The organism is Prochlorococcus marinus str. MIT 1214, from assembly GCF_027359355.1.
GTDB lineage: Bacteria > Cyanobacteriota > Cyanobacteriia > PCC-6307 > Cyanobiaceae > Prochlorococcus_B > Prochlorococcus_B marinus_F.
This window is the reverse complement of record NZ_CP114777.1, coordinates 465627-488464: the sequence shown is the minus strand read 5'-3', so window position 1 is coordinate 488464 and position 22838 is coordinate 465627. Positions and strand designations below refer to the sequence as shown.

48 protein-coding genes and 1 pseudogene are annotated in these 22838 nt (G+C 33.0%); 33 read left to right on the top strand and 16 right to left on the bottom strand.

Translation table 11 applies throughout. From position 1 onward, the window contains the following. Positions 1-299 precede the first annotated feature (299 nt). The 5 genes from O5639_RS02930 (at position 300) to O5639_RS02910 (ending at position 1869) form a co-directional block, all read left to right on the top strand. Positions 300-446 (top strand): hypothetical protein, encoded by a 147-nt coding sequence (locus O5639_RS02930; RefSeq protein ID WP_269624997.1) that lies wholly within the window; start codon positions 300-302, stop codon positions 444-446. A 279-nt stretch (positions 447-725) separates the two neighbouring features. Further along, positions 726-938: a hypothetical protein gene (locus O5639_RS02925; RefSeq protein ID WP_269624996.1), complete on the top strand. Its 213-nt coding sequence runs from the start codon at positions 726-728 to the stop codon at positions 936-938. Positions 939-969: 31 nt separating this feature from the next. Further along, on the top strand, positions 970-1185 hold the full coding sequence (locus tag O5639_RS02920; RefSeq protein WP_269624995.1) for a hypothetical protein: 216 nt from the start codon (positions 970-972) through the stop codon (positions 1183-1185). Between the two features lie 2 nt (positions 1186-1187). Then, positions 1188-1451: a DUF1651 domain-containing protein gene (locus O5639_RS02915; RefSeq protein ID WP_269624994.1), complete on the top strand. Its 264-nt coding sequence runs from the start codon at positions 1188-1190 to the stop codon at positions 1449-1451. Positions 1452-1692: 241 nt separating this feature from the next. Further along, the gene (locus tag O5639_RS02910; RefSeq protein WP_332299737.1) at positions 1693-1869 is read left to right on the top strand and encodes a DUF4278 domain-containing protein; all 177 of its coding nucleotides are present in this window, start codon (positions 1693-1695) and stop codon (positions 1867-1869) included. 777 nt (positions 1870-2646) lie between these two features. Here O5639_RS02910 and O5639_RS02905 read toward each other — a convergent pair. Further along, on the bottom strand, positions 2647-2964 hold the full coding sequence (locus O5639_RS02905) for a hypothetical protein (RefSeq protein WP_269624993.1): 318 nt from the start codon (positions 2962-2964) through the stop codon (positions 2647-2649). Between the two features lie 116 nt (positions 2965-3080). Next, positions 3081-3302 carry a hypothetical protein gene (locus O5639_RS02900; protein ID WP_269624992.1) on the bottom strand — a complete coding sequence of 74 codons (222 nt, stop codon included), beginning with the start codon at positions 3300-3302 and terminating at the stop codon, positions 3081-3083. A 100-nt stretch (positions 3303-3402) separates the two neighbouring features. On the opposite strand from O5639_RS02900, the gene pip reads away from it, so the two are divergent. Next, complete coding sequence (gene pip / locus O5639_RS02895; protein WP_269624991.1) at positions 3403-4353, top strand: prolyl aminopeptidase; 951 nt, start codon at positions 3403-3405, stop codon at positions 4351-4353. 92 nt (positions 4354-4445) lie between these two features. Here the strand turns inward: pip and O5639_RS02890 are convergent, their stop codons facing one another. Continuing rightward, positions 4446-4670 (bottom strand): hypothetical protein, encoded by a 225-nt coding sequence (locus O5639_RS02890; RefSeq protein WP_269624990.1) that lies wholly within the window; start codon positions 4668-4670, stop codon positions 4446-4448. A 711-nt stretch (positions 4671-5381) separates the two neighbouring features. Between O5639_RS02890 and O5639_RS02885 the strand changes: the two genes are divergently transcribed. Next, positions 5382-5558 (top strand): hypothetical protein, encoded by a 177-nt coding sequence (locus tag O5639_RS02885; protein WP_269624989.1) that lies wholly within the window; start codon positions 5382-5384, stop codon positions 5556-5558. 24 nt (positions 5559-5582) lie between these two features. Here O5639_RS02885 and O5639_RS02880 read toward each other — a convergent pair whose 3' ends face one another. Then, a complete protein-coding gene (locus O5639_RS02880) occupies positions 5583-5729 on the bottom strand; it encodes a hypothetical protein (RefSeq protein WP_269624988.1) in 147 nt (48 codons plus the stop codon). Between the two features lie 289 nt (positions 5730-6018). Here O5639_RS02880 and O5639_RS02875 point away from each other — a divergent pair, with 289 nt between their 5' ends. Beyond that, on the top strand, positions 6019-6252 hold the full coding sequence (locus tag O5639_RS02875; protein ID WP_269624987.1) for a DUF1651 domain-containing protein: 234 nt from the start codon (positions 6019-6021) through the stop codon (positions 6250-6252). Between the two features lie 187 nt (positions 6253-6439). Then, on the top strand, positions 6440-6718 hold the full coding sequence (locus O5639_RS02870) for a hypothetical protein (RefSeq protein ID WP_269624986.1): 279 nt from the start codon (positions 6440-6442) through the stop codon (positions 6716-6718). A gap of 200 nt (positions 6719-6918) precedes the next feature. On the opposite strand, the gene O5639_RS02865 is transcribed toward O5639_RS02870, so the two are convergent. From O5639_RS02865 to O5639_RS02855, 3 genes are read right to left on the bottom strand one after another with little or no spacing between them, the layout of a single operon-like run. Beyond that, the gene (locus O5639_RS02865) at positions 6919-7059 is read right to left on the bottom strand and encodes a hypothetical protein (protein ID WP_269624985.1); all 141 of its coding nucleotides are present in this window, start codon (positions 7057-7059) and stop codon (positions 6919-6921) included. Further along, positions 7059-7307: a hypothetical protein gene (locus tag O5639_RS02860; RefSeq protein ID WP_269624984.1), complete on the bottom strand. Its 249-nt coding sequence runs from the start codon at positions 7305-7307 to the stop codon at positions 7059-7061. The genes O5639_RS02865 and O5639_RS02860 overlap by 1 nt, the downstream gene beginning before the upstream one ends. Positions 7308-7329: 22 nt before the next feature. After that, positions 7330-7659: a hypothetical protein gene (locus O5639_RS02855; RefSeq protein ID WP_269624983.1), complete on the bottom strand. Its 330-nt coding sequence runs from the start codon at positions 7657-7659 to the stop codon at positions 7330-7332. 361 nt (positions 7660-8020) lie between these two features. Here O5639_RS02855 and O5639_RS02850 point away from each other — a divergent pair, with 361 nt between their 5' ends. Continuing rightward, positions 8021-8182 carry a hypothetical protein gene (locus tag O5639_RS02850; protein WP_269624982.1) on the top strand — a complete coding sequence of 54 codons (162 nt, stop codon included), beginning with the start codon at positions 8021-8023 and terminating at the stop codon, positions 8180-8182. 66 nt (positions 8183-8248) lie between these two features. Here the strand turns inward: O5639_RS02850 and O5639_RS02845 are convergent, their stop codons facing one another. The 3 genes from O5639_RS02845 to O5639_RS02835 all read right to left on the bottom strand — a co-directional run bounded on the left by O5639_RS02845 (position 8249) and on the right by O5639_RS02835 (position 9542). Then, entirely contained in the window at positions 8249-8629 is a 381-nt protein-coding gene (locus O5639_RS02845; RefSeq protein ID WP_269624981.1) for a hypothetical protein, read from the bottom strand. Between the two features lie 137 nt (positions 8630-8766). After that, positions 8767-9180, bottom strand: coding sequence for a DUF1499 domain-containing protein (locus O5639_RS02840; protein ID WP_269624980.1), 414 nt, complete (start codon positions 9178-9180; stop codon positions 8767-8769). 191 nt (positions 9181-9371) lie between these two features. Continuing rightward, entirely contained in the window at positions 9372-9542 is a 171-nt protein-coding gene (locus O5639_RS02835; RefSeq protein ID WP_269624979.1) for a hypothetical protein, read from the bottom strand. Positions 9543-9777: 235 nt separating this feature from the next. On the opposite strand from O5639_RS02835, the gene O5639_RS02830 reads away from it, so the two are divergent. From O5639_RS02830 to O5639_RS02820, 3 genes are all read left to right on the top strand, one after another. Beyond that, positions 9778-9981, top strand: a complete 204-nt coding sequence (locus tag O5639_RS02830) for a hypothetical protein (RefSeq protein ID WP_269613101.1) — start codon at positions 9778-9780, stop codon at positions 9979-9981. A gap of 6 nt (positions 9982-9987) precedes the next feature. Beyond that, complete coding sequence (locus tag O5639_RS02825) at positions 9988-10194, top strand: hypothetical protein (protein WP_269624978.1); 207 nt, start codon at positions 9988-9990, stop codon at positions 10192-10194. A gap of 347 nt (positions 10195-10541) precedes the next feature. Next, a complete protein-coding gene (locus O5639_RS02820; RefSeq protein ID WP_269624977.1) occupies positions 10542-11018 on the top strand; it encodes a hypothetical protein in 477 nt (158 codons plus the stop codon). Between the two features lie 66 nt (positions 11019-11084). Here O5639_RS02820 and O5639_RS02815 read toward each other — a convergent pair whose 3' ends face one another. Beyond that, positions 11085-11369: an inward rectifier potassium channel gene (locus tag O5639_RS02815; protein WP_219045883.1), complete on the bottom strand. Its 285-nt coding sequence runs from the start codon at positions 11367-11369 to the stop codon at positions 11085-11087. A gap of 193 nt (positions 11370-11562) precedes the next feature. Here O5639_RS02815 and O5639_RS02810 point away from each other — a divergent pair, with 193 nt between their 5' ends. The 9 genes from O5639_RS02810 to O5639_RS02770 all read left to right on the top strand — a co-directional run bounded on the left by O5639_RS02810 (position 11563) and on the right by O5639_RS02770 (position 14497). Beyond that, a complete protein-coding gene (locus tag O5639_RS02810) occupies positions 11563-11931 on the top strand; it encodes a hypothetical protein (protein ID WP_269624976.1) in 369 nt (122 codons plus the stop codon). 190 nt (positions 11932-12121) lie between these two features. Next, positions 12122-12367 (top strand): hypothetical protein, encoded by a 246-nt coding sequence (locus O5639_RS02805; RefSeq protein ID WP_269624975.1) that lies wholly within the window; start codon positions 12122-12124, stop codon positions 12365-12367. Between the two features lie 235 nt (positions 12368-12602). Then, positions 12603-12773 (top strand): non-structural protein (NS2)-like protein, encoded by a 171-nt coding sequence (locus O5639_RS02800; RefSeq protein ID WP_269613092.1) that lies wholly within the window; start codon positions 12603-12605, stop codon positions 12771-12773. A 7-nt stretch (positions 12774-12780) separates the two neighbouring features. Then, positions 12781-13512, top strand: a complete 732-nt coding sequence (locus O5639_RS02795) for a type 1 glutamine amidotransferase (RefSeq protein WP_269624974.1) — start codon at positions 12781-12783, stop codon at positions 13510-13512. Positions 13513-13546: 34 nt separating this feature from the next. Further along, a complete protein-coding gene (locus O5639_RS02790) occupies positions 13547-13747 on the top strand; it encodes a hypothetical protein (RefSeq protein ID WP_219045872.1) in 201 nt (66 codons plus the stop codon). A gap of 132 nt (positions 13748-13879) precedes the next feature. Further along, positions 13880-14086: a high light inducible protein gene (locus O5639_RS02785; protein ID WP_269624973.1), complete on the top strand. Its 207-nt coding sequence runs from the start codon at positions 13880-13882 to the stop codon at positions 14084-14086. Between the two features lie 20 nt (positions 14087-14106). Next, positions 14107-14226, top strand: a complete 120-nt coding sequence (locus O5639_RS02780; RefSeq protein WP_269624972.1) for a high light inducible protein — start codon at positions 14107-14109, stop codon at positions 14224-14226. Continuing rightward, entirely contained in the window at positions 14226-14372 is a 147-nt protein-coding gene (locus O5639_RS02775) for a high light inducible protein (protein WP_038653026.1), read from the top strand. Before O5639_RS02780 ends, O5639_RS02775 begins: the two co-directional genes overlap by 1 nt. Continuing rightward, positions 14372-14497, top strand: a complete 126-nt coding sequence (locus tag O5639_RS02770) for a chlorophyll a/b-binding protein (RefSeq protein WP_011294605.1) — start codon at positions 14372-14374, stop codon at positions 14495-14497. The genes O5639_RS02775 and O5639_RS02770 overlap by 1 nt, the downstream gene beginning before the upstream one ends. Before the next feature lie 145 nt (positions 14498-14642). Here O5639_RS02770 and O5639_RS02765 read toward each other — a convergent pair whose 3' ends face one another. The 3 genes from O5639_RS02765 to O5639_RS02755 all read right to left on the bottom strand — a co-directional run bounded on the left by O5639_RS02765 (position 14643) and on the right by O5639_RS02755 (position 15686). Continuing rightward, positions 14643-14819, bottom strand: a complete 177-nt coding sequence (locus O5639_RS02765; protein WP_269624971.1) for a hypothetical protein — start codon at positions 14817-14819, stop codon at positions 14643-14645. A 114-nt stretch (positions 14820-14933) separates the two neighbouring features. Further along, the gene (locus tag O5639_RS02760; RefSeq protein WP_269624970.1) at positions 14934-15326 is read right to left on the bottom strand and encodes a DUF3804 family protein; all 393 of its coding nucleotides are present in this window, start codon (positions 15324-15326) and stop codon (positions 14934-14936) included. A 144-nt stretch (positions 15327-15470) separates the two neighbouring features. Next, positions 15471-15686 (bottom strand): hypothetical protein, encoded by a 216-nt coding sequence (locus O5639_RS02755; protein ID WP_269624969.1) that lies wholly within the window; start codon positions 15684-15686, stop codon positions 15471-15473. A gap of 443 nt (positions 15687-16129) precedes the next feature. Here O5639_RS02755 and purT point away from each other — a divergent pair, with 443 nt between their 5' ends. From purT to O5639_RS02720, 7 genes are all read left to right on the top strand, one after another. Then, positions 16130-17293 (top strand): formate-dependent phosphoribosylglycinamide formyltransferase, encoded by a 1164-nt coding sequence (gene purT, locus O5639_RS02750; RefSeq protein WP_269624968.1) that lies wholly within the window; start codon positions 16130-16132, stop codon positions 17291-17293. Positions 17294-17351: 58 nt separating this feature from the next. Further along, entirely contained in the window at positions 17352-17543 is a 192-nt protein-coding gene (locus O5639_RS02745) for a hypothetical protein (RefSeq protein WP_269624967.1), read from the top strand. Between the two features lie 619 nt (positions 17544-18162). Further along, positions 18163-18333: a DUF4278 domain-containing protein gene (locus O5639_RS02740; RefSeq protein ID WP_269624966.1), complete on the top strand. Its 171-nt coding sequence runs from the start codon at positions 18163-18165 to the stop codon at positions 18331-18333. Between the two features lie 721 nt (positions 18334-19054). Beyond that, the gene (locus O5639_RS02735; protein ID WP_269624965.1) at positions 19055-19324 is read left to right on the top strand and encodes a hypothetical protein; all 270 of its coding nucleotides are present in this window, start codon (positions 19055-19057) and stop codon (positions 19322-19324) included. Between the two features lie 152 nt (positions 19325-19476). Beyond that, entirely contained in the window at positions 19477-20028 is a 552-nt protein-coding gene (locus O5639_RS02730) for a nitroreductase family protein (RefSeq protein WP_269624964.1), read from the top strand. Between the two features lie 258 nt (positions 20029-20286). Further along, positions 20287-20619, top strand: coding sequence for a DUF1499 domain-containing protein (locus O5639_RS02725; protein ID WP_269624963.1), 333 nt, complete (start codon positions 20287-20289; stop codon positions 20617-20619). Between the two features lie 79 nt (positions 20620-20698). Continuing rightward, a complete protein-coding gene (locus O5639_RS02720; protein WP_269624962.1) occupies positions 20699-20872 on the top strand; it encodes a hypothetical protein in 174 nt (57 codons plus the stop codon). Here the strand turns inward: O5639_RS02720 and O5639_RS02715 are convergent. Then, positions 20869-21166 (bottom strand): annotated as a pseudogene (locus tag O5639_RS02715) (DUF3764 family protein). The gene O5639_RS02720 and the pseudogene O5639_RS02715 overlap by 4 nt on opposite strands. A 99-nt stretch (positions 21167-21265) precedes the next feature. Then, positions 21266-21427: a hypothetical protein gene (locus O5639_RS02710; protein WP_269624961.1), complete on the bottom strand. Its 162-nt coding sequence runs from the start codon at positions 21425-21427 to the stop codon at positions 21266-21268. Between the two features lie 214 nt (positions 21428-21641). On the opposite strand from O5639_RS02710, the gene O5639_RS02705 reads away from it, so the two are divergent. The 4 genes from O5639_RS02705 (at position 21642) to O5639_RS02690 (ending at position 22619) form a co-directional block, all read left to right on the top strand. Beyond that, positions 21642-21794, top strand: coding sequence for a hypothetical protein (locus O5639_RS02705; protein WP_269610529.1), 153 nt, complete (start codon positions 21642-21644; stop codon positions 21792-21794). Positions 21795-21965: 171 nt separating this feature from the next. Next, positions 21966-22169 (top strand): hypothetical protein, encoded by a 204-nt coding sequence (locus tag O5639_RS02700; RefSeq protein WP_269624960.1) that lies wholly within the window; start codon positions 21966-21968, stop codon positions 22167-22169. A 5-nt stretch (positions 22170-22174) separates the two neighbouring features. Continuing rightward, entirely contained in the window at positions 22175-22438 is a 264-nt protein-coding gene (locus O5639_RS02695; protein ID WP_269624959.1) for a hypothetical protein, read from the top strand. Between the two features lies 1 nt (position 22439). Next, positions 22440-22619, top strand: a complete 180-nt coding sequence (locus O5639_RS02690; protein ID WP_269624958.1) for a hypothetical protein — start codon at positions 22440-22442, stop codon at positions 22617-22619. The last annotated feature ends 219 nt before the right edge of the window (positions 22620-22838 follow it).

Sequence of the window (22838 nt, the reverse complement as noted above, 5' to 3'; positions counted from 1 at the left end):
TTCAAACAGACAATGATTTAGACGATAAGATTCTTGCAAAGGTGAAAAGTGGAATGAAATTGGGTGTCGTTTGATCAAATGCTTAAGCAAGTAGTAAATGGATTTACAATATTGACTCCATGCAAAACAATTTATATTTTTGTTGTTAGGTGACTGTAAACTGTGACAAAAATGTGGAACGAAGTGGTCACCTACTGAAGATCAAATCGATAACATCATTATTCCACCAATGCAGGGAACTGCTCAGCAATACTCTAAATATGCAATAAACCCTATTTCCTCCTGCATTTATCGCACTAATGCTTCGAGATATTGCTGATACTTTTGAAGAAAATGCAATAATAGAGACAAAGGTTGTGATTGTTGTTAAACCACCTTCTATTAGTCTCCTAATCAAAAGCCAGCAAGTTAACTATCCAGTTGCACCAATAAGCTATTTTGTTTGATACTTTTTTATTTGCCTATTAAGCACAAGTAACGAGGAATACCCGAACTTTTTGTGTACTGCTTGCCTTGTTCCTTGCCTTGAGACATGTTTTTCATTTCTATTTTTTTCTATTCCGTAAGTACTGTTTTGTAGGATCAACCAAAAACTTTCGGCTTGTGCATTCATAGCTGTCAAAAACATAGCCGATGAAAAAATAATAAATTTCGTTTCATAGAACTTCTCCTAGTGTTCAACTCTATTCAGAATTAATCTACGTTTTTGGAGGGATTTCCTCTTTTTGTACCCGAACTGGTTAGCCCTACCTGAACCGACCTTTAGGGATAGATTATTCCTGGTTATATTCCCAATTATTGATTCATATTTTAAAAACATTTTAGCAATGACATCAATTAATAAAATTACTGCAGCTAAGCTTTTAGTTTTAATAAACCTTCCTGTTTTGCTTTTAATAGCAGGTGTTTACCAAATAGGTTCTGCAGTAATAGTTTAATTATTGTTTTAGCTAATTATTGTTTCTAGTTATGGCCAAATGGATTCCGTCCCAAAAGCAAAAGTCAGGTTTAATAAGTAGAACATTCGTATTTTTTATTGATGAGTTAGCTGAATTGCAGGATGAACTTGATTGCCCAGATGAATTCATATGTGATTTTCTTGAAGTTATTAAAAATCGTTGGTCACCAGATAGTTGTCATTCAAAGGCAAGACAGCATAAAAGAGATAATCCAAGCTTCTACTAAAAATGCAAAATGAAAGTTGGCTTGTAAAAAAAGATCGTGTCTGGGCCATCAGGTTTTTTAAAGATAAGCACCCTGATGAAGACGGAACTAATTACATAAGAGTTCACTACGCTAGCTGCAGGCACAGGTTCCTACACGGGATTACTCCTCATGTTGAATTATATGAAAGTAAGAAGTTAACTTATGAAAAAGCAAGAGCCCTATGGATGTTGTCAGTAGAAAGAGAATGGGAAGTTTCTATGAAACCCTTATGGGAGACCTCTTAAAGCTTATTAAAAAAACTTTTTTGCCGAATTATCTTTCAGTTTTGATATCTACTAAAAAGATTTAAAAATTTGAGTAAATACCACTAGATAGTTTTGTATCAAGATGAACTACATGTGCTATGCATTCATAACATAATATTTTTTGTAGCAACCGCTACCAAAACGTTCAACTCGCTACATAGCGAGCCGCATTTCGATTTAAGCCAAGGAACGGGGACTTAAATCAACATTCGGAGTATGGATGATGACTACTCTTCTATATCGTGGACAAAACTATGTCCAGCACAAGCAGCCCAAATCACAAAAAGATTGTGTTGAGTTGACTTACAGGCGTAATCACTACAACACATGCAGAAGCGAAGCCAAGTCGGAGCTAAATTTCGAATTAGCTTATCGCGGTCATCGTTATCAGCATTAGTTTGACACCTCGTTTTAGAAGGCCCTGCTAGGCAGGGTTTTTTTGCTTAGATGATTCTTGCTTGGCTTGAAAAGATATTATCTACTAAAAAGTTTATTGTTGTTAGCCCTCATAAACTTTGCATGTAGATGCTGTTGGGTGGTTACTACATTCTTTGTCCCAGAACTCATCTCTAGTTTCATTGGGAACCGTGTAAGAGAAGTCATGCATTGTTCGAATATCAATTAATGCATTTTTGATTATGTTGAAAGGAGTTTTTAGTTTCATAAACCTCCAATTCTGTACATAGCTGTTCTAATCGATTTTGTTAAATTCATACACCTCGGCTTTTACTCAAGTAGAATTTCCTAGTAGTTGATTAACGATTCAAAGATAACAATTGCAGGAGTAGCGTCTATGCGTAAATCTTTACGAAGTTTAATAAATATAGTCCGTGGTTCTCACCCTTCAAATAAATAATTGATTGGATTATTTTCTAAATGGTTGTGTAGTCATGAAAAATCTATAAATTAACGATAATAAACGCTCTGACGTCTATTTACCAATCTGGATAGAAGTAATCCTCTCCTATAGGCTCTTCATGGAATTGACCAACTTCAATTCCATAAAAATATTTTGTAATTTTGGTCAAGAAATTTTGCATTTAGAATGAAAAAACGGTCTGTGCAGACTCAGACCGTTAGCGAACTATCTCGATCCTATATAAATACATTATTTAAGTTAGTGCGATAGTAAGTAATACCCAATTGATTTGTTTAAGGAGGAGCCTATTCTTTATTAATTGGAATGAGCAATGACAAAGGAAGTTGGCTCAAATTGTTTTTGGAGTTTAATTAATGAATTCACGTTATTTTTTAAAAAGGAACCAAAACCAAGGTCAATAAAAATATAAAGTAATAGGGAATAGCAAAAAACCACATAGAAGATCAAATGACATATGAATGTGTCAATGAGATCAGATTCTTTTTCATTAGTTGTTTGTTCTTCAACATCTATATTCTTTGATTTGAAATCGCTTATTGAATTAGTTGCTATTGACTCAACCCATCCAAACTGAGCTAGTTCTTGATCGATTATTTTTAGCGCTGAAGTCATAAAAAAACAATTTTCAAATATCCCCCTTTTTATCGTGTTAAAAATCAAGTACTAGGCCAAAGTTACATTTTTTTGTTTTTATCTTTTTATGCTTGAAGACGAACACATGATTCCAGTTAATTTCTTCCATTGCATCTTTGAACTGCAAGCATGTTTGCATCAGCATGATTCTTTTCTGATTTCCAAATCTTATTTGAAGTTTGACCAATACAAGCAACTTCAGCTGCATTTTTTATTCCTACTGGTATTTGAGTTAAAGCCAAGATCATTAGGGCAAAACCTGTTCCAGGGGCATGAATATTTAATCGAAAGCTTTTGAGCCAATTTTTCTTACGCATTGATCAATTCCTTTTTAATAATCCTTTATAGCTAATTTTGTTATGTATGCTTGAGTTGAATGAAATGTCTCAAAAGCAAAAGACGAAAATTTAATTAAAAATGTTATTTCCAGAAATAGAACCTAAGGAACAAGGGATATTGAAAGTGAGCCCACTACACTCAATCTACTGGGAAAGAAGCGGCAATCCAAATGGATCCTCTGTCTTGATTGTTCATGGAGGCCCAGGGGGTGGGAGTAGTCCTTCTTATAGAAGATATTTTGACCCAAAGAAATTCAATATTGTTCAATTTGATCAAAGAGGATGCGGTAGATCTTCTCCTCATTCTGAGTTAAAAGAAAATACGACTCATCATTTAATTGAAGACATTGAAAAATTAAGACAACTCTTAAAAATTGAATCATGGCATGTCTTTGGGGGGTCATGGGGCTCAACATTAAGCTTGATTTATGCCATTCAACACACGGAAAAAGTTTTAAGTCTTACTCTTAGGGGTATATTTTTGTGCAGAAAAACCGAATTAAGTTGGTTCTATCAAAAAGGTGCTAGTGAGATTTTTCCTGAAGAATTTGATCTTTATCAGTCTGTTATTCCGAAAAATGAGAGAGGCGATTTGATTAATGCTTTCCATAAGAGATTAACCAGTCAAGATAGGTCTGAGAGAGCCAAAGCGGCACATGCTTGGACGAGATGGGAAATGTCAACAAGCTTTCTCATGCCAAAGGAATTATCCATTAAAAAAGCTGCAAATGATAATTTCTCAGATTCTTTTGCGCGTATAGAATGTCATTATTTTGTTAATAACATTTTTTTAGAGGAAAATTATATTTTAAAAAACATTTCTAAGCTAAAAGATATTCCTGTTTCGATTGTTCAGGGAAGATATGACGTGGTTTGTCCCATGAGAAGTGCATGGGATCTTAATAAATCATTGCCCTCTTCAAAACTTTATGTAATCGATAGTGCAGGACACTCAATGAAAGAGATTGGAATCTCTAAAAAATTAATTGAGTTGACGAATGAGTTAGCTAATTCCTCCTTTAACATCTAATTTTCATTAGCTGTTACTTGATCTCAATGATATTTAATTAATCCTACACCCATTAGAAATTACAAGAAAATCGTTTAAATTCACTCATTGTTTTAATCTTGCTTGCTGTCTTTTTTTAATTCGCCAATAGCTTTTACTGGGAACTTCATACCCTGTCTCCATACAGCTGTAATTATTAAAGCAATGAAAGCAATAATGGGTATGAATCTAAGTACTTCCATCGTGGAAGGTTCCGCAACTAAAGATTTAAAAGGATCACTAAGAGATACGGGAACGACCTCGTATGAATTTACTAGTTCATTTAGATCTACTTGCATTTTTTTAAGGCATTATTTCTGAACCTTATAAAAAAAAAATGCGTATTTTCTTTTGACTCGTTTGTTTGTGATCTGTATGTAAAAAATATACCTGTATAAGTAAATAAAGCTAATTCTTTAGGTGATTTAAGTTTTCTTAACCCCTTCCTTTGACTTGTTGATACTCTGATTAAATTCATATTTGCACGTCTTTTATTTTAGATTTTTTATTTGGTCAACCCTGAAAAGAGAAAGAACCAAGTAAAGATAATTATATTTAGACCAACTGTTAAAGATATTGCGATCACCTTATAAGTGTTTCCAACTTCCTCAGATTTTTGATTGAGCTTTATTCTTTTCATTTCGCTTCTTTGTAAAAAAACTTCTGATTCACTCTCTGACTATAGTTATAGGAGGAGAGGTGACATTTCCCTTTTACTTAATCATAAGAATATTTCTTTTGAAACGGCTTAGATTCTTTGCCCTTTTAGTTAAAGCCAGTTATGGCTATTTCAGGAATTTTATTAGTAGTGGGAGTATTTAAATTTGAGCTAAGTTACTTGTTTCGTGAAAGTTCATGAGAAGCATTTATATGATCCGCTGTCTTTGAGTTGGCTTTAAAATTTATTTTTATTAAGTTTATATGTTTTGCACTTGATTCAATGTCAATGGATTTATTTACTGATTGATAAAACTTTTTTACGAGCTAAAAATGTATAGTTACAGATTAATATGAACAGAGCTCAAATTGCGGCACCTCCTTTACTAAAAGGCTCTACTGAGGTGAAAATCATTGAACGAAGTTGGGGCATTGAAAGGTGCTACGTAACACCAGATGGTGAGAAGGTTTGCACACCAGCTCCGTTTTTAACAAATCATCGAAACCTAGATTGGACTTTCTTTGCTTAAATAGTTTTTCTTGTCCAAAATAATTTAATAACTATTCAAATCGAATTTTGATTTTGAAATCTTTCCTTGATTTTTTCTTAAACCGTTTTCTCCTTCTGACATCTGAAGAATTGATGCAAAACCTGTTATTAATAAAATTCCAAACATAATTACATGGTAGGGAGAAAACATTGTGATTTTGCTTTTAGACTAAATTATCTATTACTACACATCTGATGTTGTAGTGCAATGCGAATATTTTTGAGGTGGTTTCACCCATGCATTAAATTTTTTTGTGATCTTAAAATTCAAATATCTGAAATATCCATCAACACTATGAAATTGTTTACTCCATTCAGCATTCCTAAGTCTGATATGACAGCTCTACCGAAACGGACAAATAAAGCTACATCCAAAAAGTCTCATTAAAAACACCAACAACGTTTTGTAGTACAGTCGTACTGTTAACTTGTTTGCTAATATGAAGCGAGATGGTTGGATTAGGGAAGTAAATGGAATATGGATACTTAGGTTTCGATATGATTGGGAGAGCTGGGATCAAAACCCTAAGGTTTGGATTGAGAGGGGAAGGCTTGAATCAAATGGACCCGCACTTTTAAAAAATCGTAAGAGGATGAGAAGAGGGTTGGCAATAAAACTATGGAGGGAATTATTGTCAACTGGATGGAGACGTATTCCCCCACAGTGGGATTAATAATTGAAATGATGAAGTTCTTATTATTTCCAAGTTAAATTAGTTTTTACACTTTATCTTTTCCACTTCAAACGGAAGATCTGTATAATGTTTGATTTAGCGGACTACTTAATGTATAGATTTTGAACATCTCATCACTATTTAAAAGTAAATTCATTAGGTTAGATTTTCAAATAAACAAATAATCATGACATCGGACATTGAATACTATAAGCAACTGTCTAGAAAGGTTAGTACAACGCAAGATAAAATTATTTTCTTTGATCAAAATCAAAAGGCATTTTACGTAGATATTTATTCTGATAGTTGGTCAAAGATGATGCTGGAATATGCTAAAGCAGAGAATCTAAGTTCAGAGCAATTAAATAAAATTGAGGAAATGAAATGGATTGAGATGCCAGTAAAATTAAAGCTTTTTGCATATGATTTCTGTATTCTTAATGGATTTGTTTTTACTGGGGTGTGAGGTAAATAATACTGATTAATCTGGGATTAAAAAATATTTAGGCGCTTATTCATTTGAATAATTTACCACTTTTCGTTTTAAGTAGATTGATTTTTTTTATTATCATTGCTCTAGTAATACGTCAGATGCTTGTTGCCTCTAGGTTCATTGACTTCTAAATGATGCACGCACAAACTTTTTAATTTTCTAGAGGATGTAATTTATTTTTTCTTTTTCGTCCTTTTGCTTTTTGACTCAAATCCGTCTTTAAAGTCCGAACCGGATTTGTTAAACCAAGCCAAGAAGGCGGCAATAGATGCTCCAATTAAAGCAGCAATAACCCATTGAGATATTTCATCCATTAGCAAAAAATTTTCCTTCCAGTAGCTGAGTAATAGTAGCAAGTACCACCAGCGCCGATATAAAACATACGGTTTTTGTATTTTGACTTTGAAAATTGTTCAAGTCTTCTTTCATGCATATCGAAGTTTTTTGTATTTAACTCTGGATTTCGTTCTCTTTGTTCATTGGTTCCCTCTTCTACATTCCATGCCAATTTTCTTATGAGCCAAATTGCGGCAATAAAAAAAACAATAACTAATAAATCCATTTATTTTGCAAGAGAAAAGTTGTTAGCAATAGTCTCTCAACTCTCTCCATTTATCTAGCCCCGCTTGAAGATTCTCCATTTCAGTTTTGGAACCATTTGTTTTAAATGCTTTAATCAACGACTCTGTTGCTTCGATTCCATAGCTAGCAGCTTCTCTTTGCCTTGCACAAACTCTGTCTCTAGATCCATCTTTTAAATCTGTCTCAATTTCTTTCAGTATTTTGCTTGCTTTCTCTTGTTTTTGATAAAAATCACTTAAATACATCTCAAATTCAGACTCAGCATTAGCTGATATGACTGAAGAAAATAAGAGAACCAAGGATATTAATAATAGAGGAAATAAGCTTTTCATATTTTCATAATGGCGATCTTGCTAATCCATACAACCAATTTATATGCAATGTTATATGGGGAACCCGAACACGCAGCACGAATAAAATGTTTAAATGATATTTATGTGAAATCAAATCAATTTTACCTCTCCGTTTTTTCACGTAAACCATTAGAAATGTGTTTACTTTTTATTTATTGTGCTTCATTAGAATACTTCGCTAGTTGATAGATATTTAAATGAACTCACCAAATGAACTATTTAACAACCTCTTGGCAATAACATTTGCGTTTGTGGTTTGTACTTTCATTACTGATTCTTTGGTGGGTAATTTAGTATCAAGGTACCTTCGATAAGTTTAAAAAGAACACTTGACGTGACCATGAAGGAAGCTTTCCGAAGGATACAAGAATTAAGTGAGAAAGACAGTCAAGCATTAAGAGAGGAATACAAAGAATGGATAGACGCTAGTGAAGGTGGGAACAAACACCCTCATGTTCTATATATGAATCAAATTGAACCCAAAAGTTACAAAGATCATTAAAAAGGGACTTAAGTTGCCCCTTTTTAATGATCTGACAATGAGAATTTACTATTAGTGTTTAGATTTTCAAGCAGCTAACAGTTCTTCCTCCGCTGGTAATATTTGTGTCGTTGACTCATCCAATTCATCACTTCCCTTTATTTCTAGAGAAATAACGTCTCCTGATTCTAGACTTGGCTCGACATTTTGGTCAGAAGCTATTTCCGGATTGGGTCCCATTTTTACTGACGAGGTAATTTCAGATAGAACCACTTGTGCTAACTCAGCTTCTTTAACAACTTGAGACCATGGGTTAACTGTTGCTGCAATAAACTCCCGATTTGCTTCTGTTTTGTTTCCACGGGTGATGAGTAACAAAGGAAGGGCAACGGTAAACATACAAAAAATGGCTAGGAAAAAGTTGGCGATGGCCATTTCTCTACCAGGTTCAAATGCTGCTAGAAGCATAAAAAGAAAAGCAATTTGTATAAAAAATCACTTACTTTTTATCCTTAAGCCATACCTTCGCAAACAAACTTAATCGAAAAATTTATTATGTTCAAAATCAATGACTTTTCAGGGGTATTTAAATTGATGTTTTTATGTCAGTTAGTGATGTCTCTTTCTGTCATTAGACGATAAGCAAAATCATCAACTCTCTTCTGATTCACACCATTATCTCCAATTCCTACTCTTGATTCTGATCTGACTTGAATAATACCTTTTTCTGGAATTGCTTTGAGCAGTAGATCATCGGTATATCTTCTCCATTTTGTCTTCGCTTCAGCATGAATAAATGAATCAGTCTTTTCAACTATTTTTGTTCTGGCTGTTTCAGAAACTATTTTGGTTGCTTTCTTAAAAGCATTTTCTAAATCTTTTACTTTAAAGTCTTCTCTCACGCAGTGCGTTACGACAACACACTCTGGCAGATCAGTTATTATTGCATTTGCTTTATGGGGGGTAATCGTGAGAAGAATAAGAATTGAAAAGAAGAAAGTTAAAAATTGATTAATCATTGATCCAAAAGATCTAGTAAATTAATTTAAAAACAATACAAATGAATATATCCTAGGTAAAAATTAAATGTGATTTAACTCTACCTTTTTTAGGGTTTTATGGCTTGAGAATTAGATCTATCAAAGCTGTAAAAAAGAATTATGGATAATTATTGATAAAAAGACTTTTTTAAACCCATCTGAGCATTTTTTTAACTTGCTAATTCATTTCTCCAGTCTTTGTGTTTTCTATCTAAATCTACTATTGAATTTTTTTGAGCATTAAGTATTAGTAAGCGTTGAACTAGCTCGATTTTGGTTTCAGTTACCTCTTCTGAGTAAAACTTTAGAGGTTGTTCTCCAAGCAAATTGTCGCCGCTCATTAAATAAAAATTTTAAATCATTGGTTTTTTAGGATGAAATCAACTAGAAGCAGTGGTTTTTAAGGTTTTTTTTCTTTTTGCGTTACATCACTCTTGCTGGTTGTCCCTACCTTTACCATCCATTTAGAAAGAGTAGAAGTGGTTAAACTTTTGTTAGGTATTTTTTCCCTTTTTTCGCTTTTCCTCCTGGCGGGTTCATACCAAGTTAGTTCTTCAATTTCTGTTTGATTTAGTAATGCATCCTGTTTTTCATTCTGAATTTATAGGTCTTGATTGGCCCATCCTTTTTTTTGGTCACATCATTATGTTCTGGTCTTTAACTGTAAGACTTGATTGGTCTTGGATTCCGTTAACGGATCATGAGAAATTATGCGGCTCTAAAGGTGATGCATATCGGACTCAAGTGAGTTTATTGGAGAAAACTTTTCAAAATAGCTAAAACCAAATGAAATTACTTCTTGTTTTACCAATATCCTTTTGCTTTTTATTTCCCACAAAAACGCAATCATCAAGAACTGATAAAGTTAGTTCCGTTTGTGAAAGTTTTGCGGCTGGTAAAATTGATGCCGCAAAAACCTTAGAGGCTTTAGATCTAAATATTGATAATTTTTCAATAGGCGTGAATAATACTGCAAAAATAATTTGTGCGTAGTTTTTGAGTTCTTTTTATTATTTATAGCTACTACATTTAGATAATTATTGATCTTTGACTAAGAAATTGTGGTTGTAAAAAAAGTTGATGTTTATCCAAATAATATAGACTTCAATACTTCTGAGTATATTATTCATTCTTCCTTTATTAATACTAGTTACACGAAGTAGATCAAATATTGATTTAGAAACAGTATTCTCATTTTATTTTAAATGGATAGCGCATAATGAAACAGATTTATACACTTGTGAGATAATAGTTCTGTATGCAATTCACTGATGTAAAAATGCATACCCAAGTAAAAGTAATTTCTAATTTTACTTAATTTTTATTCTCACTAAACAGATATGAATATCGCTCAATCATCGCCTTTGTATGAATATTGGAATTCTGCTCAAGACGATAACGATGAAAAAAAGAGATTGTTAAAGCTTAATTCAAAGGAGCCTGCTTCTAACCTTTTTAGGAACGAACCCTACAAATGGGAGAATCTCTATCAAAGTGTTCTTAATAACGTTATTAGTGGTGATGATTCATCAATAAAAGGATTGATGGTTTTGTTATCTACAATAAGTAAAAGGGAGAAAGATATAGTCCTTAACTCTCTAGAGGCTTTGTTAGATAAGCGTATAATTAATAAATTGAGAAATGAAAAACATCAGGATATAAAGTCTAGTAAAAATCTTTATACTGCCTTTAGAATATTGTTCACTATTTTTTTCAATCCATATGATTTAGAACTTAAAAAAGAACCAAAACATCTTTATGAGAAAACAGGAATGTTTTTTTATAAATTTAGAAAGATAATTTTATCAAATAAGTGAGATTTTTATCTCTTGTGAAACATTTCAAATCTATTAAATTTAAATTTAAATTTTAGAGAAGAATAACTATTGGAGAGAAAATTTTTCTATTAATTTTCTAAGTTGTTCTGTTCGAGAGTTTTTTTGTGGTCTGGCATCATCAAGTACTGCTGCACAACATAATTGCCATGATGAACCATCTTTTAATTTCAATTCTTTAGAAATATTGACTGGAGCAGAGGTTAAGGAAGTTATTTCATCGATATGCTCGAGGGTCTCCCACAGTTCACTCTCCAAGAAATCTAGTTCAACTTTTGAGAGGAGGTTTGTTGCTATAAAATCCTTGATTAAATCTGTAAGCTCTAAAGACATTTTTCAATTTAATGTAATCGGCAAAACCATAGGTTTAATGGAAAGAGCAGTTAGTAAAAATTTATTTGATTTTGAGGATAGCACTTATTTAAATTATTTTTTTACGAGCTGATTTTCAAATTTTATTCTTAAAGACATGACTCAGATAACTACAATATAAGAAAGAACTCACTTCCTTAAAGAAAAAATGAGTATGGAGATTACAACTGAATCTGCAAAAAAGGCGCAAAAGGAAGCTGAATGGGCATATAAAAAAGCAATTGAAAAGTTTTATTACTCAATGTTGGAGGTTGTTTTCTTAAGGATTAAAAGTCACCTGTCTACGGAGGGGCTAAAGAAAGTGGTGGAGATAGACAAAAAAAGAGCTAACAACGAAAATCTGGGAGTTGAATTTAGTCAAAAAACCTGGTCGGTATTAGCAGAAGCATGGACAGGTGCAGAAGGTTTGGCGATGACTAAGATCGCTGAACTTTATGGGCTGGCGATATCTGATTTGGATATTTCCAAAATTCAAAAGCTTGATGGAAATGATAGTTCTCCAAAATGCACTTCATCAAAATAACTTTGATGTACATTGAATCTGCTGAATATCTTCACCGATTGATTTGAAGTTACAACAATTAAAAAGGTTCTTGAAAGCAAGAAAAAAGCTACTCAAAAAGAAATATCTTAAGGAACTTGTTGAAAAACAACCAAACTTGCTTTGACTTGAATGGGTGGTATTTATTCCTATGTCGTATTAGTCTAGGTATATGACATATTATGCAAAGCCAAATTATATTCAATACGATGAGTGGTTTGATGACAACATTGATCCGTGCAAATTAGAGTATGAGAAGGAAAAAAAGTTTAGTGATTCTGTTCACGAGAAATTTTATAAAACGTCAAATCATAATTTAATTATCGGTGGATCGGTGTCCGTTTCAGATTTAAATAAATCTGAAAGATGCTCAGGTGGTCTTTGCTCATTAACAGATGAAGAACTCAAGCAACTTTAATCAAATGTAAATTAAGAAAAATATGAATTTGAATGATCATTTTATTATTTATTTAGAAGCGCTTACTTTTATTCTTTTGTCTATAATGTTTCTCCTTTTGTATAGAAGCAATAAATGGTTCCAACGTTCTAGAGCTTTATCTAAAAAAGATGATTGAATTATCTATATGAAATATCTATTATTATTTACTCTCTTTTTGGGCCTAAGCACTCCTTCGGGAGCAGTAACAACCCGAATGTTTAAAGTTCTAGATACTTGTGCAAGATATAGGTTGAAAGAGAAAACTGCTTTAGTCGCAATAAAAGACCTTAAACTCAAATATGAGGGTAAAGATGAAAGTGAGGCAGAGCTGTTTATCAAGTTGTATTGCTCGGTTTTTACGCCAAATGAAAATGTAGATTTTTAATTTATTTATGAGTCGTTTACTTGTTCTTCAGCATTTAGAACGCGAGCGCCCCGGATTGTTTGTCCACCTTGCTGAGGAAAGAGGATTTAGTGTTTGTACTTTTCGTTTGGATCTAGGAGACTCTCTACCAGAACTTAGTGAAGGAGATTTACTTTTGGTGTTGGGTGGACCTATGGGTATAAGAGACATTGGTACTTCAACTTATCCATGGCTTCTTGAAGAAATTGGTCTAATAAAAGAAGCCTTAAATCAAGGCGTTGGGTTGATAGGAGTATGCTTGGGTGCTCAACTTTTAGCCTATGCAGCTGGTGGTGATGTTGAAATGATTCAGGAGGAGGTATCCCATCAACCATTAGCTGAAATAGGGTGGGACAATATCTTTCCTCAATCACTAGAGGATAACTTTAAATTGACAAGACTTTTAAGACATCCTTTCCCTGTTTTGCATTGGCATGGAGATAGAATTTTATTGCCTAATTCTGCAGAGCTTATCGCTAGTAGTTGTAGATGTAAGGAGCAATTATTTAGTATTGGTCCATTAGCTTATGGGATGCAATTTCACGTTGAGATTGACGATGAGATGGTTAATACGTGGATTTCAGAAGATCATAAATTTATTTCTTCAGCATTAGGGGCAGACGGTCAATCCATTATAAAACAACAACAAAAAGAATTTGGTCATAAAACATTAGATTCTAGATTAGAGTTTTTAAACACTTTATTTGACCTATTAATCTAAGTAAGATTTTTAGCCGCTTAAAATATTTACTAAAATGATTGATGACTTCACACTTGCGCAGTGCAGAAAAGATAGGGAGGTTCTTCAATTAAAAATTAAAAATCTTGAGCATGGTATTAATGAAGCCGAAAAAATGATTGCTGAGTCAAATATGAATGATGAGGCATTAACTTTTTTAAGAAGGAAAGTCGCAGAATCTAATCAGGATTTAGCAATTCTGTATTTAATTCACTAAGTAATCTTAATTGGAAATTTTTATTGATAATCGACGTTAAGATCTTCATAAAGTGAGTAAGCCGTACCCGACCGTATCTTCCATTTAGAAAATTCATACTTTACATTTGTTCACATCAACGCAATTCCAGTAATGACGACATCATCTTCTTCTCAGGTAATCACTGAGTACGGCAAGCAAAACATCTTTGGCCGTGAAACACAGCCCCAGCTTGTTGAGGACTACACCAGCTATCCAGAAGAAGCTGAAAAGACAAATGGCCGTTGGGCAATGATTGGAATGATCAGTCTTTTAGTTTCATACTTCACAACAGGTCAAATCATTCCTGGAATTTTCTAAACCAATAACTATCCATAACAATGCAACCATCTAACAAAACAATCCTAGAAAGAAGCATCGGCAGACCAGCCATGATGGCATTCGTTCTACTAACAGGTATCTACCTATCAACCGGTCAACTTATTCCAGGTATTGTTTAATGAAAAAACAAACTACAGAAACTCCAAGAGTCGAAGAAGGCAAAGTAATTGCTGAAAGACTGAATGGTTACGCAGCATTTGTTGGATGCTGGGCACTAATCGGTGCATATCTAACAACCGGTCAGATCATTCCAGGTGTGGTGTAATGAACAAAGAAACTAACTACTGGAAAACAGCAGAGCAAATGAATGGCCGTCTAGCAATGATGGGCTTCTTTGCCGCTGTGATTAACTACGGAATAACAGGCTGGATCATTCCAGGAATTGTTTAAAACTAACTTTCAATCTGATAAAAAACCCCTTCTCTGTCATTACGGAAGGGGTTTTTTTAATGGGTTTTTATTTAATTAGCGAGTGATTAATGCCATACAAATTAATTCAGTAATATTGATGATTATCAACTTGATGTAGTTATTACTATTTGATTCTTGTATCGAGGATCAATATATCTTCTACTTTGCAACTACCATTAAGCCATTCTTTAAACTCTTGAGCAATTGCTAGTCTTTCCCTTTTAGGTAGCTTTTGGGCTCTAATTAAGAGCAATGTCATTGAATCTGCAATCAGCTCTTCAACATTTGGCTTTTCTTGCATTTACGACTATTAACTATTTCTCTTATAAATTATCTATCTTGTTGAATGATTACTTCAGACGTAAGGATATAAATAGAATTTACGAATACTTAACCAATATGTAGGAAATATAAATTAGTCGTTCCACAGACTCATATCTGCTTGACCTGAGGATCTTTGCATCCATGCTACTTTCCATTTCTCATCTATCTTTTTAAAAATCGAAGTTACTGTCGGGAGGTCGTCGTTTTGAGCCCCTTTATAAGTGAATTTTGAGCCTAAAGTGAATACGCACATTGCAGCATTTGAACCTAAAAGTTCAAATTTGTGTACCTTTGTGATTTCTGCGCTTTCTAGTACAAGATCTCCTGAGGACCACATATCTTGAAAACCTTTTGCATCTATCGGATTCCCACTTGGTCTTATAAACAAAAAGTCAGGGGTTGCATTGTCTAAAAAGAATGATCCCATTCTTTCTGTAGAAGCAAACGCTTCGAGGATGGAGAGGATTTCTTCTTTAGATGACATTGATCAATTAAAAACACTAAATTCAGGATTACAGATTTGCTAAATAATGGATGTTTCCTTTGCCATTTTTTCTTATTGTGCTGACAATAATAATTAACTCTCCTACTTGGGAAATACAAAAATAAATGAGTTTACATAGAATAGTTAGGCAGCTTTTCTCGATAAATCATTGGCGGAAAGAGATATAATTTCACCTTTTGGTGTTTTATAAACTCTCTCTACAATTTCACCTTCAGTGATGATTACTTTAGTATTCATTGAACCTGAGGGCAATGTCTTAATGGCTGGGACAAGAGCTTCTTTTAAATCAGGGAACTGCTCCAAATCCTTGAAGTCTTTAATTTTCTTCTTAGAAACCATTCCAATAAATAAGACGAAATTATCCCTTCCTTTTAACTAACTTCTCTACATTCGTAAAGAGCTTGTATGGCTAATCCTCACTCTATAGGACTAACGTGAAAAAATTAGATATATTTTTTGGATTAGGAATTGCTTTTATAAGCTTGTTTTCATTGTTTTCAAAAGTGTTGTATCTGATGTCCAAAATCAATACCATTGCAGTACTCAAAAGCAGGTATCCAAAAATTACTTGTTGTCGTGGAAATATCTTTCTTCTATCTTATTGAGTCGAAAAGCAATCACGAATGATCAATTGATTTTATCCATCTACAACAAGCGCTCTGTTGTACTAAGAATAATTTTTTCCTTTCAGTGTCTCTGTTAATTTCTACTTCTTTTTTTTATTTTCAATTCTGTTTAAGAGATATTATATTAATTTATATTTTTGACCTATAGATATGATTATGAACGTTTTTCCAAAGAAAATAATGCTTTTAGGTAGTGGAGAATTAGGGAAAGAGGTGGCAATAGCAGCTAAAAGATTAGGTTGTTATGTTATTGCATGTGACAGATATAATGATGCGCCAGCCATGCAGATAGCTGATCAATTTGAAGTATTAAATATGAATAATGCTAGTGACTTAAAAGAAGTAATATATAAATGTAAACCTGATATAATTATTCCTGAAATTGAGGCCCTTGCAGTAGATGTATTAAAGGAAATCGAACAAGAAATAACAGTAATACCAAATGCAAGAGCCACTGCAATAACTATGAATAGAGATAAAATCAGAGATTTAGCTGCTAACGAATTAAATATAAGAACTGCAAAATTTAGTTATGCGATGAATCAATCCGAGCTTTATTTGAATGCAGAGTCGATTGGTTATCCATTATTAATTAAGCCAGTTATGAGTTCTTCAGGTAAAGGACAAAGTTTAGTTAATAATAAAAATGATTTAGTCCAGGCTTGGAATTTGGCTATTGAAAAATCAAGAGGTAAATCAAATAAAATTATATTAGAGGAATTTATTGATTTTGATTTAGAAATTACTTTATTAACTATTAGACAATTTAATGGCAAAACATTATTTTGTGCACCGATTGGACACGAGCAAAAGAATGGAGATTATCAATGTAGTTGGCAACCAGCTAAATTAACTGAAAGTGTTTTAGATAAGGCTAAAAAGATAGCCAAATGTGTCACTGATAATCTTGGTGGAGTTGGTTTGTTTGGCGTTGAATTTTTTATTAAGGGTGAGGAGGTGATTTTTTCAGAGCTGTCACCAAGACCACATGACACAGGCTTAGTAACTTTGATTAGCCAAAATTTAAATGAGTTTGAATTACACCTTAGAGCTGTTTTAGGTATCCCAATTCCAGAAATAGTTTGTCATGGAGCGTCTGCGAGCAGAGTGATTTTGGCTTCCCAGAAAACTTCAAACATAGCTTTTACGGGACTTGAAGATGCCTTAAGTCAATCGAATACAGGTATATTTATATTTGGCAAGCCGAGCTCTACTGAAGGTCGTCGAATGGGAGTAGCTGTAGCAAAAGCTGAAACCCTCGATGAGGCAAGAATCAAAGCTGATAAAGCAGCTCAATCAGTCCGATTTATAAATGAATAATTTTAATTCAGATTGTTTATCCGATTTCATTAAGTGCAAGTCGATTTGGTTTCTATTTTTGACTGAGTTAAATTGGAATCCAAGTGCTATTAATCCTCTTGAGTTGGTCCCTGAATCTTTTTGGCCTGAAGTTACCGATCTCTTAATCGAAGCTAGATATATTGGTCAAAGCAGGAAGTATTACCTCAAAGAGTCTGATAAATATATGGATTATTTAAGTAAAGGTGGTAGGCCTTTTAAAGCGGATTGAAAAACATACATATTCTTTAACTTCTTAGCAACTTCCTGTAGCACCGTAATTGTTAACATTTTTGTATCTTGCCTTGCCTAACAAAAACTAAATTACAACAGATTTATGGTGATAGAGGATCCGAAATTTCGTTTATTCATGCTTTTTTGATCAATTTAATAGTGATAGTATTTTTTAGATACTGGGTATTAAATAACGAGGCTTTTGTGTGGTTACTATATGGTTTACCTTCTTGAAATTTTCTGAAAGCATTTGATTCGATTTTCAAAATATTGATTCATCTGGAGTTAAGTCGTTAATTACTTTGATAATTTTTGCCATATTAGGATCCTTTTTTGTTCTTTAATGACTTTTGTAAGAAGAGGGAAAAGGAGGAATGTTGGTTTAGTTTAAAAAAAGAAAAAAGAGGATAAATAATTAACTTTCTTAGTGATTTAAGGGTTTTTTAGTAAGAAATGCAACTATTTCGGTTAACACTACATAATTCACTGTTTTATGTATCATGAGGAACATCGTTTAAAGATAATTTCTGTTATTTTTGATACACGTTCAGCTAAATATCAAGCTGCAGTATGACTCGAGACATGGAACGGGGTCTTGAGCGCTACTAGAAAGAGCAATGACTGTTCTTACTTACAGAGGCCAAGAGTACCTTCAACACAAAGAAGCTACTCCAAAAAAAGTTGTAGAACTTAGTTACAGAAGTAACATCTACACAACTAGGCAAGCAGAAGCTAAAAAGCAGATGCAAGCATCCTTAACTTACAGAGGTAATACTTACCAAAAGTAATTTATAGGATATACAGAAGGGGTAATAAATTACCCCTTTTTTTTATGCTTATTTTCCCAATAAATAACTAGCTGAATAATAGTTTTTGTTCTATGTATTTTTGCCTGAGTTCTATTACTCTGGTTTTATGGGTCACATCCGATGTAGAAATAAGAATGACTCCGAATTAATCACAATGATTACTCAACAGTCATGGCCTAGTTGCAAGCTGCCTAAAACTCAAAAGGCACTTGAAGCTATTTATTCAATGCTCTGGAAAAGACCAAAGGTGTTTAGATGCTATTACAGGTCAAACTAATTGCTTTATTCAAGGGAAACCGAACACGCAAATCACTTACAAATTATTGAGAATAATAATTGAACCATTATTTATTAATGCAAAGATTATTTAAACCTAACAGTAGTGTGTTGGCTTTGGTTATGTTTTTACCTATTACACCAAGTATTGCAGCTATTACTGTATTCACACAGTCAGTTTTAAGCGACAGAAGTTCTGAGGTAACGTCTATTTCTCATCATGAACAGCGAGTGTTTGACGCTACTAGACATTAATTACTAATCTGTACATTGAGCTACAAGTAAAATTTATTATGTGAATTTATTCTTTGCTCATTAAAGCTTTATTTAAAGTCTTATTAATTTTATCCCGATCTTGGTTTAAATACTCTTTACGTCGTGAGATCAGTAGGTTACAAGTCATAAGTAACAGCTTTCTCAAAGTATGGTTTTAACGAAAAAGTTTAAGGCCTTTGATGACGCAATCTTAGATCTGCATCCTGAGTTAAAAGAGTTTCTTAAACCTAATGATCAGTTTCCAGAGCTGGAGATTCTACTAAAAAAAAGATCTGTAAATCTACCTTCTGGGTCCTTGAATACGAAGATAATTATCAATGATGGAGAAATTGTCGAACGCGTATTCAAGACCCCTATGGGCCAAGTCGTCTCGTTATTTTCAGAAAAATCAAATGTAATTCTTGACAAAGTTGCTTAATAAGTGATTTTCAACAAATCATGGTTTTTTTAGATGTGAGATTCAAGTTGGAGATGATTTAAACGCCTTTTATTAATACAGGTCTCTAAACTAACTTTTTGTAAAATTGTCACTATGGCTAATAGTGTAGTTAATAACGTCAAGAAAAAATCATGGAAATAGCTGATGCAATTACAAAACGAAGGACACTTCACATTTTTTCAAAAAAACGTGTTCCTAGAGAAGTAATTAAAAAATCAATATTTGCAGCTAATCAGGCACCTTGCCACAGAAGGACTTTCCCATGGCGTTTTACCAATATTGGGATAAAAAAAAGGAAACAACTATATCAACTACAGCTGACTCTGAAGTTTGGTGATATGACAATAGATGAATCTAGTATGAAAAAAATAAGAGACAAAATGCTAAACCCTTCCCATTTGCTTATTGCCACTCAATTATGTACTGATAATCAAGTTCAAAAACTCGAAGATTATGCTGCTTGTGCTTGCGCGATTCAAAACCTCTCTCTTTCACTTGTTGCTGATGATGTTGGTTGCAAGTGGTCAACAGGAAAAATCACTAAAGACCCTAATACCTATAAAATTGCACAAATAAACTCAAGCGAGGAGGAAATTATTGGCTTTATATGGATTGGGTATGGGACTGAGCCGCCTTTAATCAAAAGACCCTTAATGAGCACTATCTATCGGGAGAGGGGGTAACTTTATTTAACTCATAGAAGAGAGATAATGAAACTGGTAAGGAAGTGTTGAGGCCACACTGAAAATAATTACCATCATCCCTGTCTTATCTAATCGTTTCATATTCAAAAATTTTTGTATTAACCTAATTGAAGAAGCTTTTTCCCATGGGTGTTTTAGGTAGGGAGAACTAGAAACAACTGAGTAATAAGTTAATGAAAAACAAGACCAGGTGGAATAAACTTTTTGTCATGATCAATATATGAACTAATAGAAAATATGCCAGGTCCTAAATCAGGTCTTAGTTCTTGCTTAAATCCACTAAATTGCGTTTTCTTTCAAAAAGAATTTGAAGATGTTGACAAGACCTTTGATCAACTTGTCACGATTGCCCAGAAAATCCCTAGAACCAAGGTTTTAGTGAGTAATGAACATTATTGGAAAGGGGTTTGTCGTAGTTTGATTTTTAGATTTCCAGATGACTTGGAGATTTTAAAAATAGATAAGAAGATTCAAATCAAATCGGCATCAAGATATGGTGGTGGCGATCTTGGAGTTAATGGAACTAGAGTTGGTAGATTATTAACTGCTTTAGAAGAATTCAATAGTTAGCTACCAAACTTTCATAAAATAATAAATTTGTTGTCGTTGGGAAATATCCCAGTTATTTTTAAATAGCTATATAAAGAAGATGAACAGAGCACAAAAATATTTTTTACATCTTCCAAAGGGGACTCATTTTGAAAAAATCATTGATACAGAATATGGGAAAGAGAATATTTATGTAAGCCCAGACGGCAAAAAACATTCAATACCTATGATTCCAAATACGATTTCTTTAGGAAGTTCAACGCCTAAAAATTAGCATTTCGGACAATTGTTTTTCCATCTTGTGATTTTTGTTTCTTCATAAATATGACCAGAGGCTTCAAAGAATAGGCTTTGTTTCCGGACTAAAAAAAATGTTATATAAAACATTCTCAGGTCCTTCAAACATAATAGTTGCTCTTTTAGAGTCTCCTATACACTCACCGATATAAAAAGTTTTAACACCCATTTCTTTAAACATCGCCTGCTGCTCTGGGGCATTCATATGAGTGCAATACTCTGAAAAAACATTACTAAGCTTGAAGTCTAAAACAATGATTTCAGTTACCATGGAAAGGGTAACTGAATTTTAGAGGATATACATGCCTACCATTTTACTTGTCTCACTAAAGACTTTGTTTTTGATTTCATCTCATAGGAAGGATAGAGATTAGTTTGTTTTTTTACTTATGCCGTTAGCGTTTTCGATGTCTTCTAAAAGCCCTTTTGTAGCTTGGTGAAAACCATTTTTCACTAAAAACGTTTGAGCTTTATCAAATTTCTGTTGAATTTTTTTTATGTACGGAGTCATCTCATTTGGAGATAAAGACATCTTTTTTTAATACTCTTATTAAAGTTTGCTTTTTATACAAAATGATATGAAGTGGCAACTGCTACAAAAAAATAATATTAGTAATAACTACTCACTCAATTAATAGAGAAGGCTAGTAGTTTTGCGTATTGCATCTACAGCTTCTAACGATATAACTAACTCAAGTTGCATTGTGACATTGTCTATCTTTAAGCGCTTAGGCAACAGGTTTTCAATGAAAAAGCTTGATAACAGCAAATGTTATTCAAGATGCGAAATGCAACCTTTACCTAATGAGATTTATCAAGACATTGTTGATTTTCAATCCGATGTGAATAGACCTATAGACATTTCTATTTATCGGGAATTTAAAAAAGAAGCTGCATGAGTTTCCAAGTAGATCGTTTTGGTTCTTATTTTCTTTGATTCCACTTATCTATTAATAGGGTGTAAATTATTCAACTTTACAATTTTGTTGAATAAGGTTATCAATTTTTTTTCCCCTTGAGTTATAGAATGACTGTAGAGTAGGAAGAAAGAAGTAATTAAATTTTTATTGATGGATAGCTTGAAAGCCAAGTCTTTAGCTAATGAATTAAATGAATTAGCATGTAAAGGATGCACGGAGGGATGGCTAAAGAAACACGATGGACTATCAGATCCAATTCAAGATATTAATGAGTGTGGATCTCTTGGATTTATTACCCCTGAACGACAAGAGCGATTAATTAATGAAGTTAAAGAGATTAAAGCTAAAAATTAAATAATATGGATAAAAAAAAAGGAAGTAGCCCGAGTAAATTTTCTGTTCCACCTTTCGCTTCAGATGATGAGATATGGATAAAAATTCTTGAAGTTTTGACACCATCTGAGCAGCTAGAGGCTAGCCGTTCAAAATCAGAGTTCAATGATCCATATATGGGTGGTAAAGAGATTATTGTTAAGCGCTCTGATCAGTCCGACATAGCTGTTGCGTTACTTTCTGAAGTCACTGCTGATGGTGATGAATGGGCAATATATAGAGAACTTTGAAATGGATACTTATTCATTAATTGCATTGGGGAGCATTATATTATCTCTTTTTAGTTTGGTGTTGCTTTCTCAATTATTTAGAAATTTAATTAGAAAGCAAATAGATGATCAAATGAAAGATATGATTCCGATAAAAGCTATTAGAGAAAGAATAGGAATAAGAATAAAATTGAGAAGATAGGATGAAAATTATTTTAATTTTGAGTTAGTTGTTTACAGCTTTTCTTTTTTTTCGATTATTTTTATATAACTATTAATATGAGCTATTAAAATAAAAATTAATTCCTATTTCGCCATTTCGTTTTAGTTAAAAATGATTCATATATCAGTTTTTCTTATGCGTATAAGTTAGTAAGTAATACCGATAGAAAAAATAAAAAGAAAGGATAGATTAAATTTA

Bases quoted from the DNA above. Each gene is read 5' to 3' on its own strand.
- O5639_RS02890 (WP_269624990.1), bottom strand. From the start codon at position 4,670: ATGCAAGTAGATCTAAATGAACTAGTAAATTCATACGAGGTCGTTCCC.
- O5639_RS02860 (WP_269624984.1), bottom strand. From the start codon at position 7,307: ATGGATTTATTAGTTATTGTTTTTTTTATTGCCGCAATTTGGCTCATA.
- O5639_RS02775 (WP_038653026.1), top strand. From the start codon at position 14,226: ATGAAAAAACAAACTACAGAAACTCCAAGAGTCGAAGAAGGCAAAGTA.
- O5639_RS02690 (WP_269624958.1), top strand. From the start codon at position 22,440: ATGGATACTTATTCATTAATTGCATTGGGGAGCATTATATTATCTCTT.
- O5639_RS02835 (WP_269624979.1), bottom strand. From the start codon at position 9,542: ATGAGCGGCGACAATTTGCTTGGAGAACAACCTCTAAAGTTTTACTCA.
- O5639_RS02905 (WP_269624993.1), bottom strand. From the start codon at position 2,964: ATGACTTCAGCGCTAAAAATAATCGATCAAGAACTAGCTCAGTTTGGA.
- O5639_RS02770 (WP_011294605.1), top strand. From the start codon at position 14,372: ATGAACAAAGAAACTAACTACTGGAAAACAGCAGAGCAAATGAATGGC.
- pip (WP_269624991.1), top strand. From the start codon at position 3,403: ATGTTATTTCCAGAAATAGAACCTAAGGAACAAGGGATATTGAAAGTG.
- O5639_RS02875 (WP_269624987.1), top strand. From the start codon at position 6,019: ATGAAGCGAGATGGTTGGATTAGGGAAGTAAATGGAATATGGATACTT.
- O5639_RS02930 (WP_269624997.1), top strand. From the start codon at position 300: ATGCTTCGAGATATTGCTGATACTTTTGAAGAAAATGCAATAATAGAG.
- O5639_RS02910 (WP_332299737.1), top strand. From the start codon at position 1,693: ATGATGACTACTCTTCTATATCGTGGACAAAACTATGTCCAGCACAAG.
- purT (WP_269624968.1), top strand. From the start codon at position 16,130: ATGAACGTTTTTCCAAAGAAAATAATGCTTTTAGGTAGTGGAGAATTA.
- O5639_RS02755 (WP_269624969.1), bottom strand. From the start codon at position 15,686: ATGGTTTCTAAGAAGAAAATTAAAGACTTCAAGGATTTGGAGCAGTTC.
- O5639_RS02790 (WP_219045872.1), top strand. From the start codon at position 13,547: ATGATTGATGACTTCACACTTGCGCAGTGCAGAAAAGATAGGGAGGTT.
- O5639_RS02720 (WP_269624962.1), top strand. From the start codon at position 20,699: ATGAACAGAGCACAAAAATATTTTTTACATCTTCCAAAGGGGACTCAT.
- O5639_RS02785 (WP_269624973.1), top strand. From the start codon at position 13,880: ATGACGACATCATCTTCTTCTCAGGTAATCACTGAGTACGGCAAGCAA.
- O5639_RS02760 (WP_269624970.1), bottom strand. From the start codon at position 15,326: ATGTCATCTAAAGAAGAAATCCTCTCCATCCTCGAAGCGTTTGCTTCT.
- O5639_RS02915 (WP_269624994.1), top strand. From the start codon at position 1,188: ATGCAAAATGAAAGTTGGCTTGTAAAAAAAGATCGTGTCTGGGCCATC.
- O5639_RS02705 (WP_269610529.1), top strand. From the start codon at position 21,642: ATGAAAAAGCTTGATAACAGCAAATGTTATTCAAGATGCGAAATGCAA.
- O5639_RS02695 (WP_269624959.1), top strand. From the start codon at position 22,175: ATGGATAAAAAAAAAGGAAGTAGCCCGAGTAAATTTTCTGTTCCACCT.
- O5639_RS02735 (WP_269624965.1), top strand. From the start codon at position 19,055: ATGGTTTTAACGAAAAAGTTTAAGGCCTTTGATGACGCAATCTTAGAT.
- O5639_RS02730 (WP_269624964.1), top strand. From the start codon at position 19,477: ATGGAAATAGCTGATGCAATTACAAAACGAAGGACACTTCACATTTTT.
- O5639_RS02820 (WP_269624977.1), top strand. From the start codon at position 10,542: ATGAATATCGCTCAATCATCGCCTTTGTATGAATATTGGAATTCTGCT.
- O5639_RS02880 (WP_269624988.1), bottom strand. From the start codon at position 5,729: ATGTTTTCTCCCTACCATGTAATTATGTTTGGAATTTTATTAATAACA.
- O5639_RS02825 (WP_269624978.1), top strand. From the start codon at position 9,988: ATGAAATTACTTCTTGTTTTACCAATATCCTTTTGCTTTTTATTTCCC.
- O5639_RS02850 (WP_269624982.1), top strand. From the start codon at position 8,021: ATGAAGGAAGCTTTCCGAAGGATACAAGAATTAAGTGAGAAAGACAGT.
- O5639_RS02810 (WP_269624976.1), top strand. From the start codon at position 11,563: ATGGAGATTACAACTGAATCTGCAAAAAAGGCGCAAAAGGAAGCTGAA.
- O5639_RS02725 (WP_269624963.1), top strand. From the start codon at position 20,287: ATGCCAGGTCCTAAATCAGGTCTTAGTTCTTGCTTAAATCCACTAAAT.
- O5639_RS02740 (WP_269624966.1), top strand. From the start codon at position 18,163: ATGACTGTTCTTACTTACAGAGGCCAAGAGTACCTTCAACACAAAGAA.
- O5639_RS02845 (WP_269624981.1), bottom strand. From the start codon at position 8,629: ATGCTTCTAGCAGCATTTGAACCTGGTAGAGAAATGGCCATCGCCAAC.
- O5639_RS02885 (WP_269624989.1), top strand. From the start codon at position 5,382: ATGAACAGAGCTCAAATTGCGGCACCTCCTTTACTAAAAGGCTCTACT.
- O5639_RS02800 (WP_269613092.1), top strand. From the start codon at position 12,603: ATGTTTAAAGTTCTAGATACTTGTGCAAGATATAGGTTGAAAGAGAAA.
- O5639_RS02870 (WP_269624986.1), top strand. From the start codon at position 6,440: ATGACATCGGACATTGAATACTATAAGCAACTGTCTAGAAAGGTTAGT.
- O5639_RS02840 (WP_269624980.1), bottom strand. From the start codon at position 9,180: ATGATTAATCAATTTTTAACTTTCTTCTTTTCAATTCTTATTCTTCTC.
- O5639_RS02700 (WP_269624960.1), top strand. From the start codon at position 21,966: ATGGATAGCTTGAAAGCCAAGTCTTTAGCTAATGAATTAAATGAATTA.
- O5639_RS02765 (WP_269624971.1), bottom strand. From the start codon at position 14,819: ATGCAAGAAAAGCCAAATGTTGAAGAGCTGATTGCAGATTCAATGACA.
- O5639_RS02780 (WP_269624972.1), top strand. From the start codon at position 14,107: ATGCAACCATCTAACAAAACAATCCTAGAAAGAAGCATCGGCAGACCA.
- O5639_RS02920 (WP_269624995.1), top strand. From the start codon at position 970: ATGGCCAAATGGATTCCGTCCCAAAAGCAAAAGTCAGGTTTAATAAGT.
- O5639_RS02815 (WP_219045883.1), bottom strand. From the start codon at position 11,369: ATGTCTTTAGAGCTTACAGATTTAATCAAGGATTTTATAGCAACAAAC.
- O5639_RS02795 (WP_269624974.1), top strand. From the start codon at position 12,781: ATGAGTCGTTTACTTGTTCTTCAGCATTTAGAACGCGAGCGCCCCGGA.
- O5639_RS02805 (WP_269624975.1), top strand. From the start codon at position 12,122: ATGACATATTATGCAAAGCCAAATTATATTCAATACGATGAGTGGTTT.
- O5639_RS02830 (WP_269613101.1), top strand. From the start codon at position 9,778: ATGCATCCTGTTTTTCATTCTGAATTTATAGGTCTTGATTGGCCCATC.
- O5639_RS02855 (WP_269624983.1), bottom strand. From the start codon at position 7,659: ATGAAAAGCTTATTTCCTCTATTATTAATATCCTTGGTTCTCTTATTT.
- O5639_RS02865 (WP_269624985.1), bottom strand. From the start codon at position 7,059: ATGGATGAAATATCTCAATGGGTTATTGCTGCTTTAATTGGAGCATCT.
- O5639_RS02710 (WP_269624961.1), bottom strand. From the start codon at position 21,427: ATGTCTTTATCTCCAAATGAGATGACTCCGTACATAAAAAAAATTCAA.
- O5639_RS02900 (WP_269624992.1), bottom strand. From the start codon at position 3,302: ATGCGTAAGAAAAATTGGCTCAAAAGCTTTCGATTAAATATTCATGCC.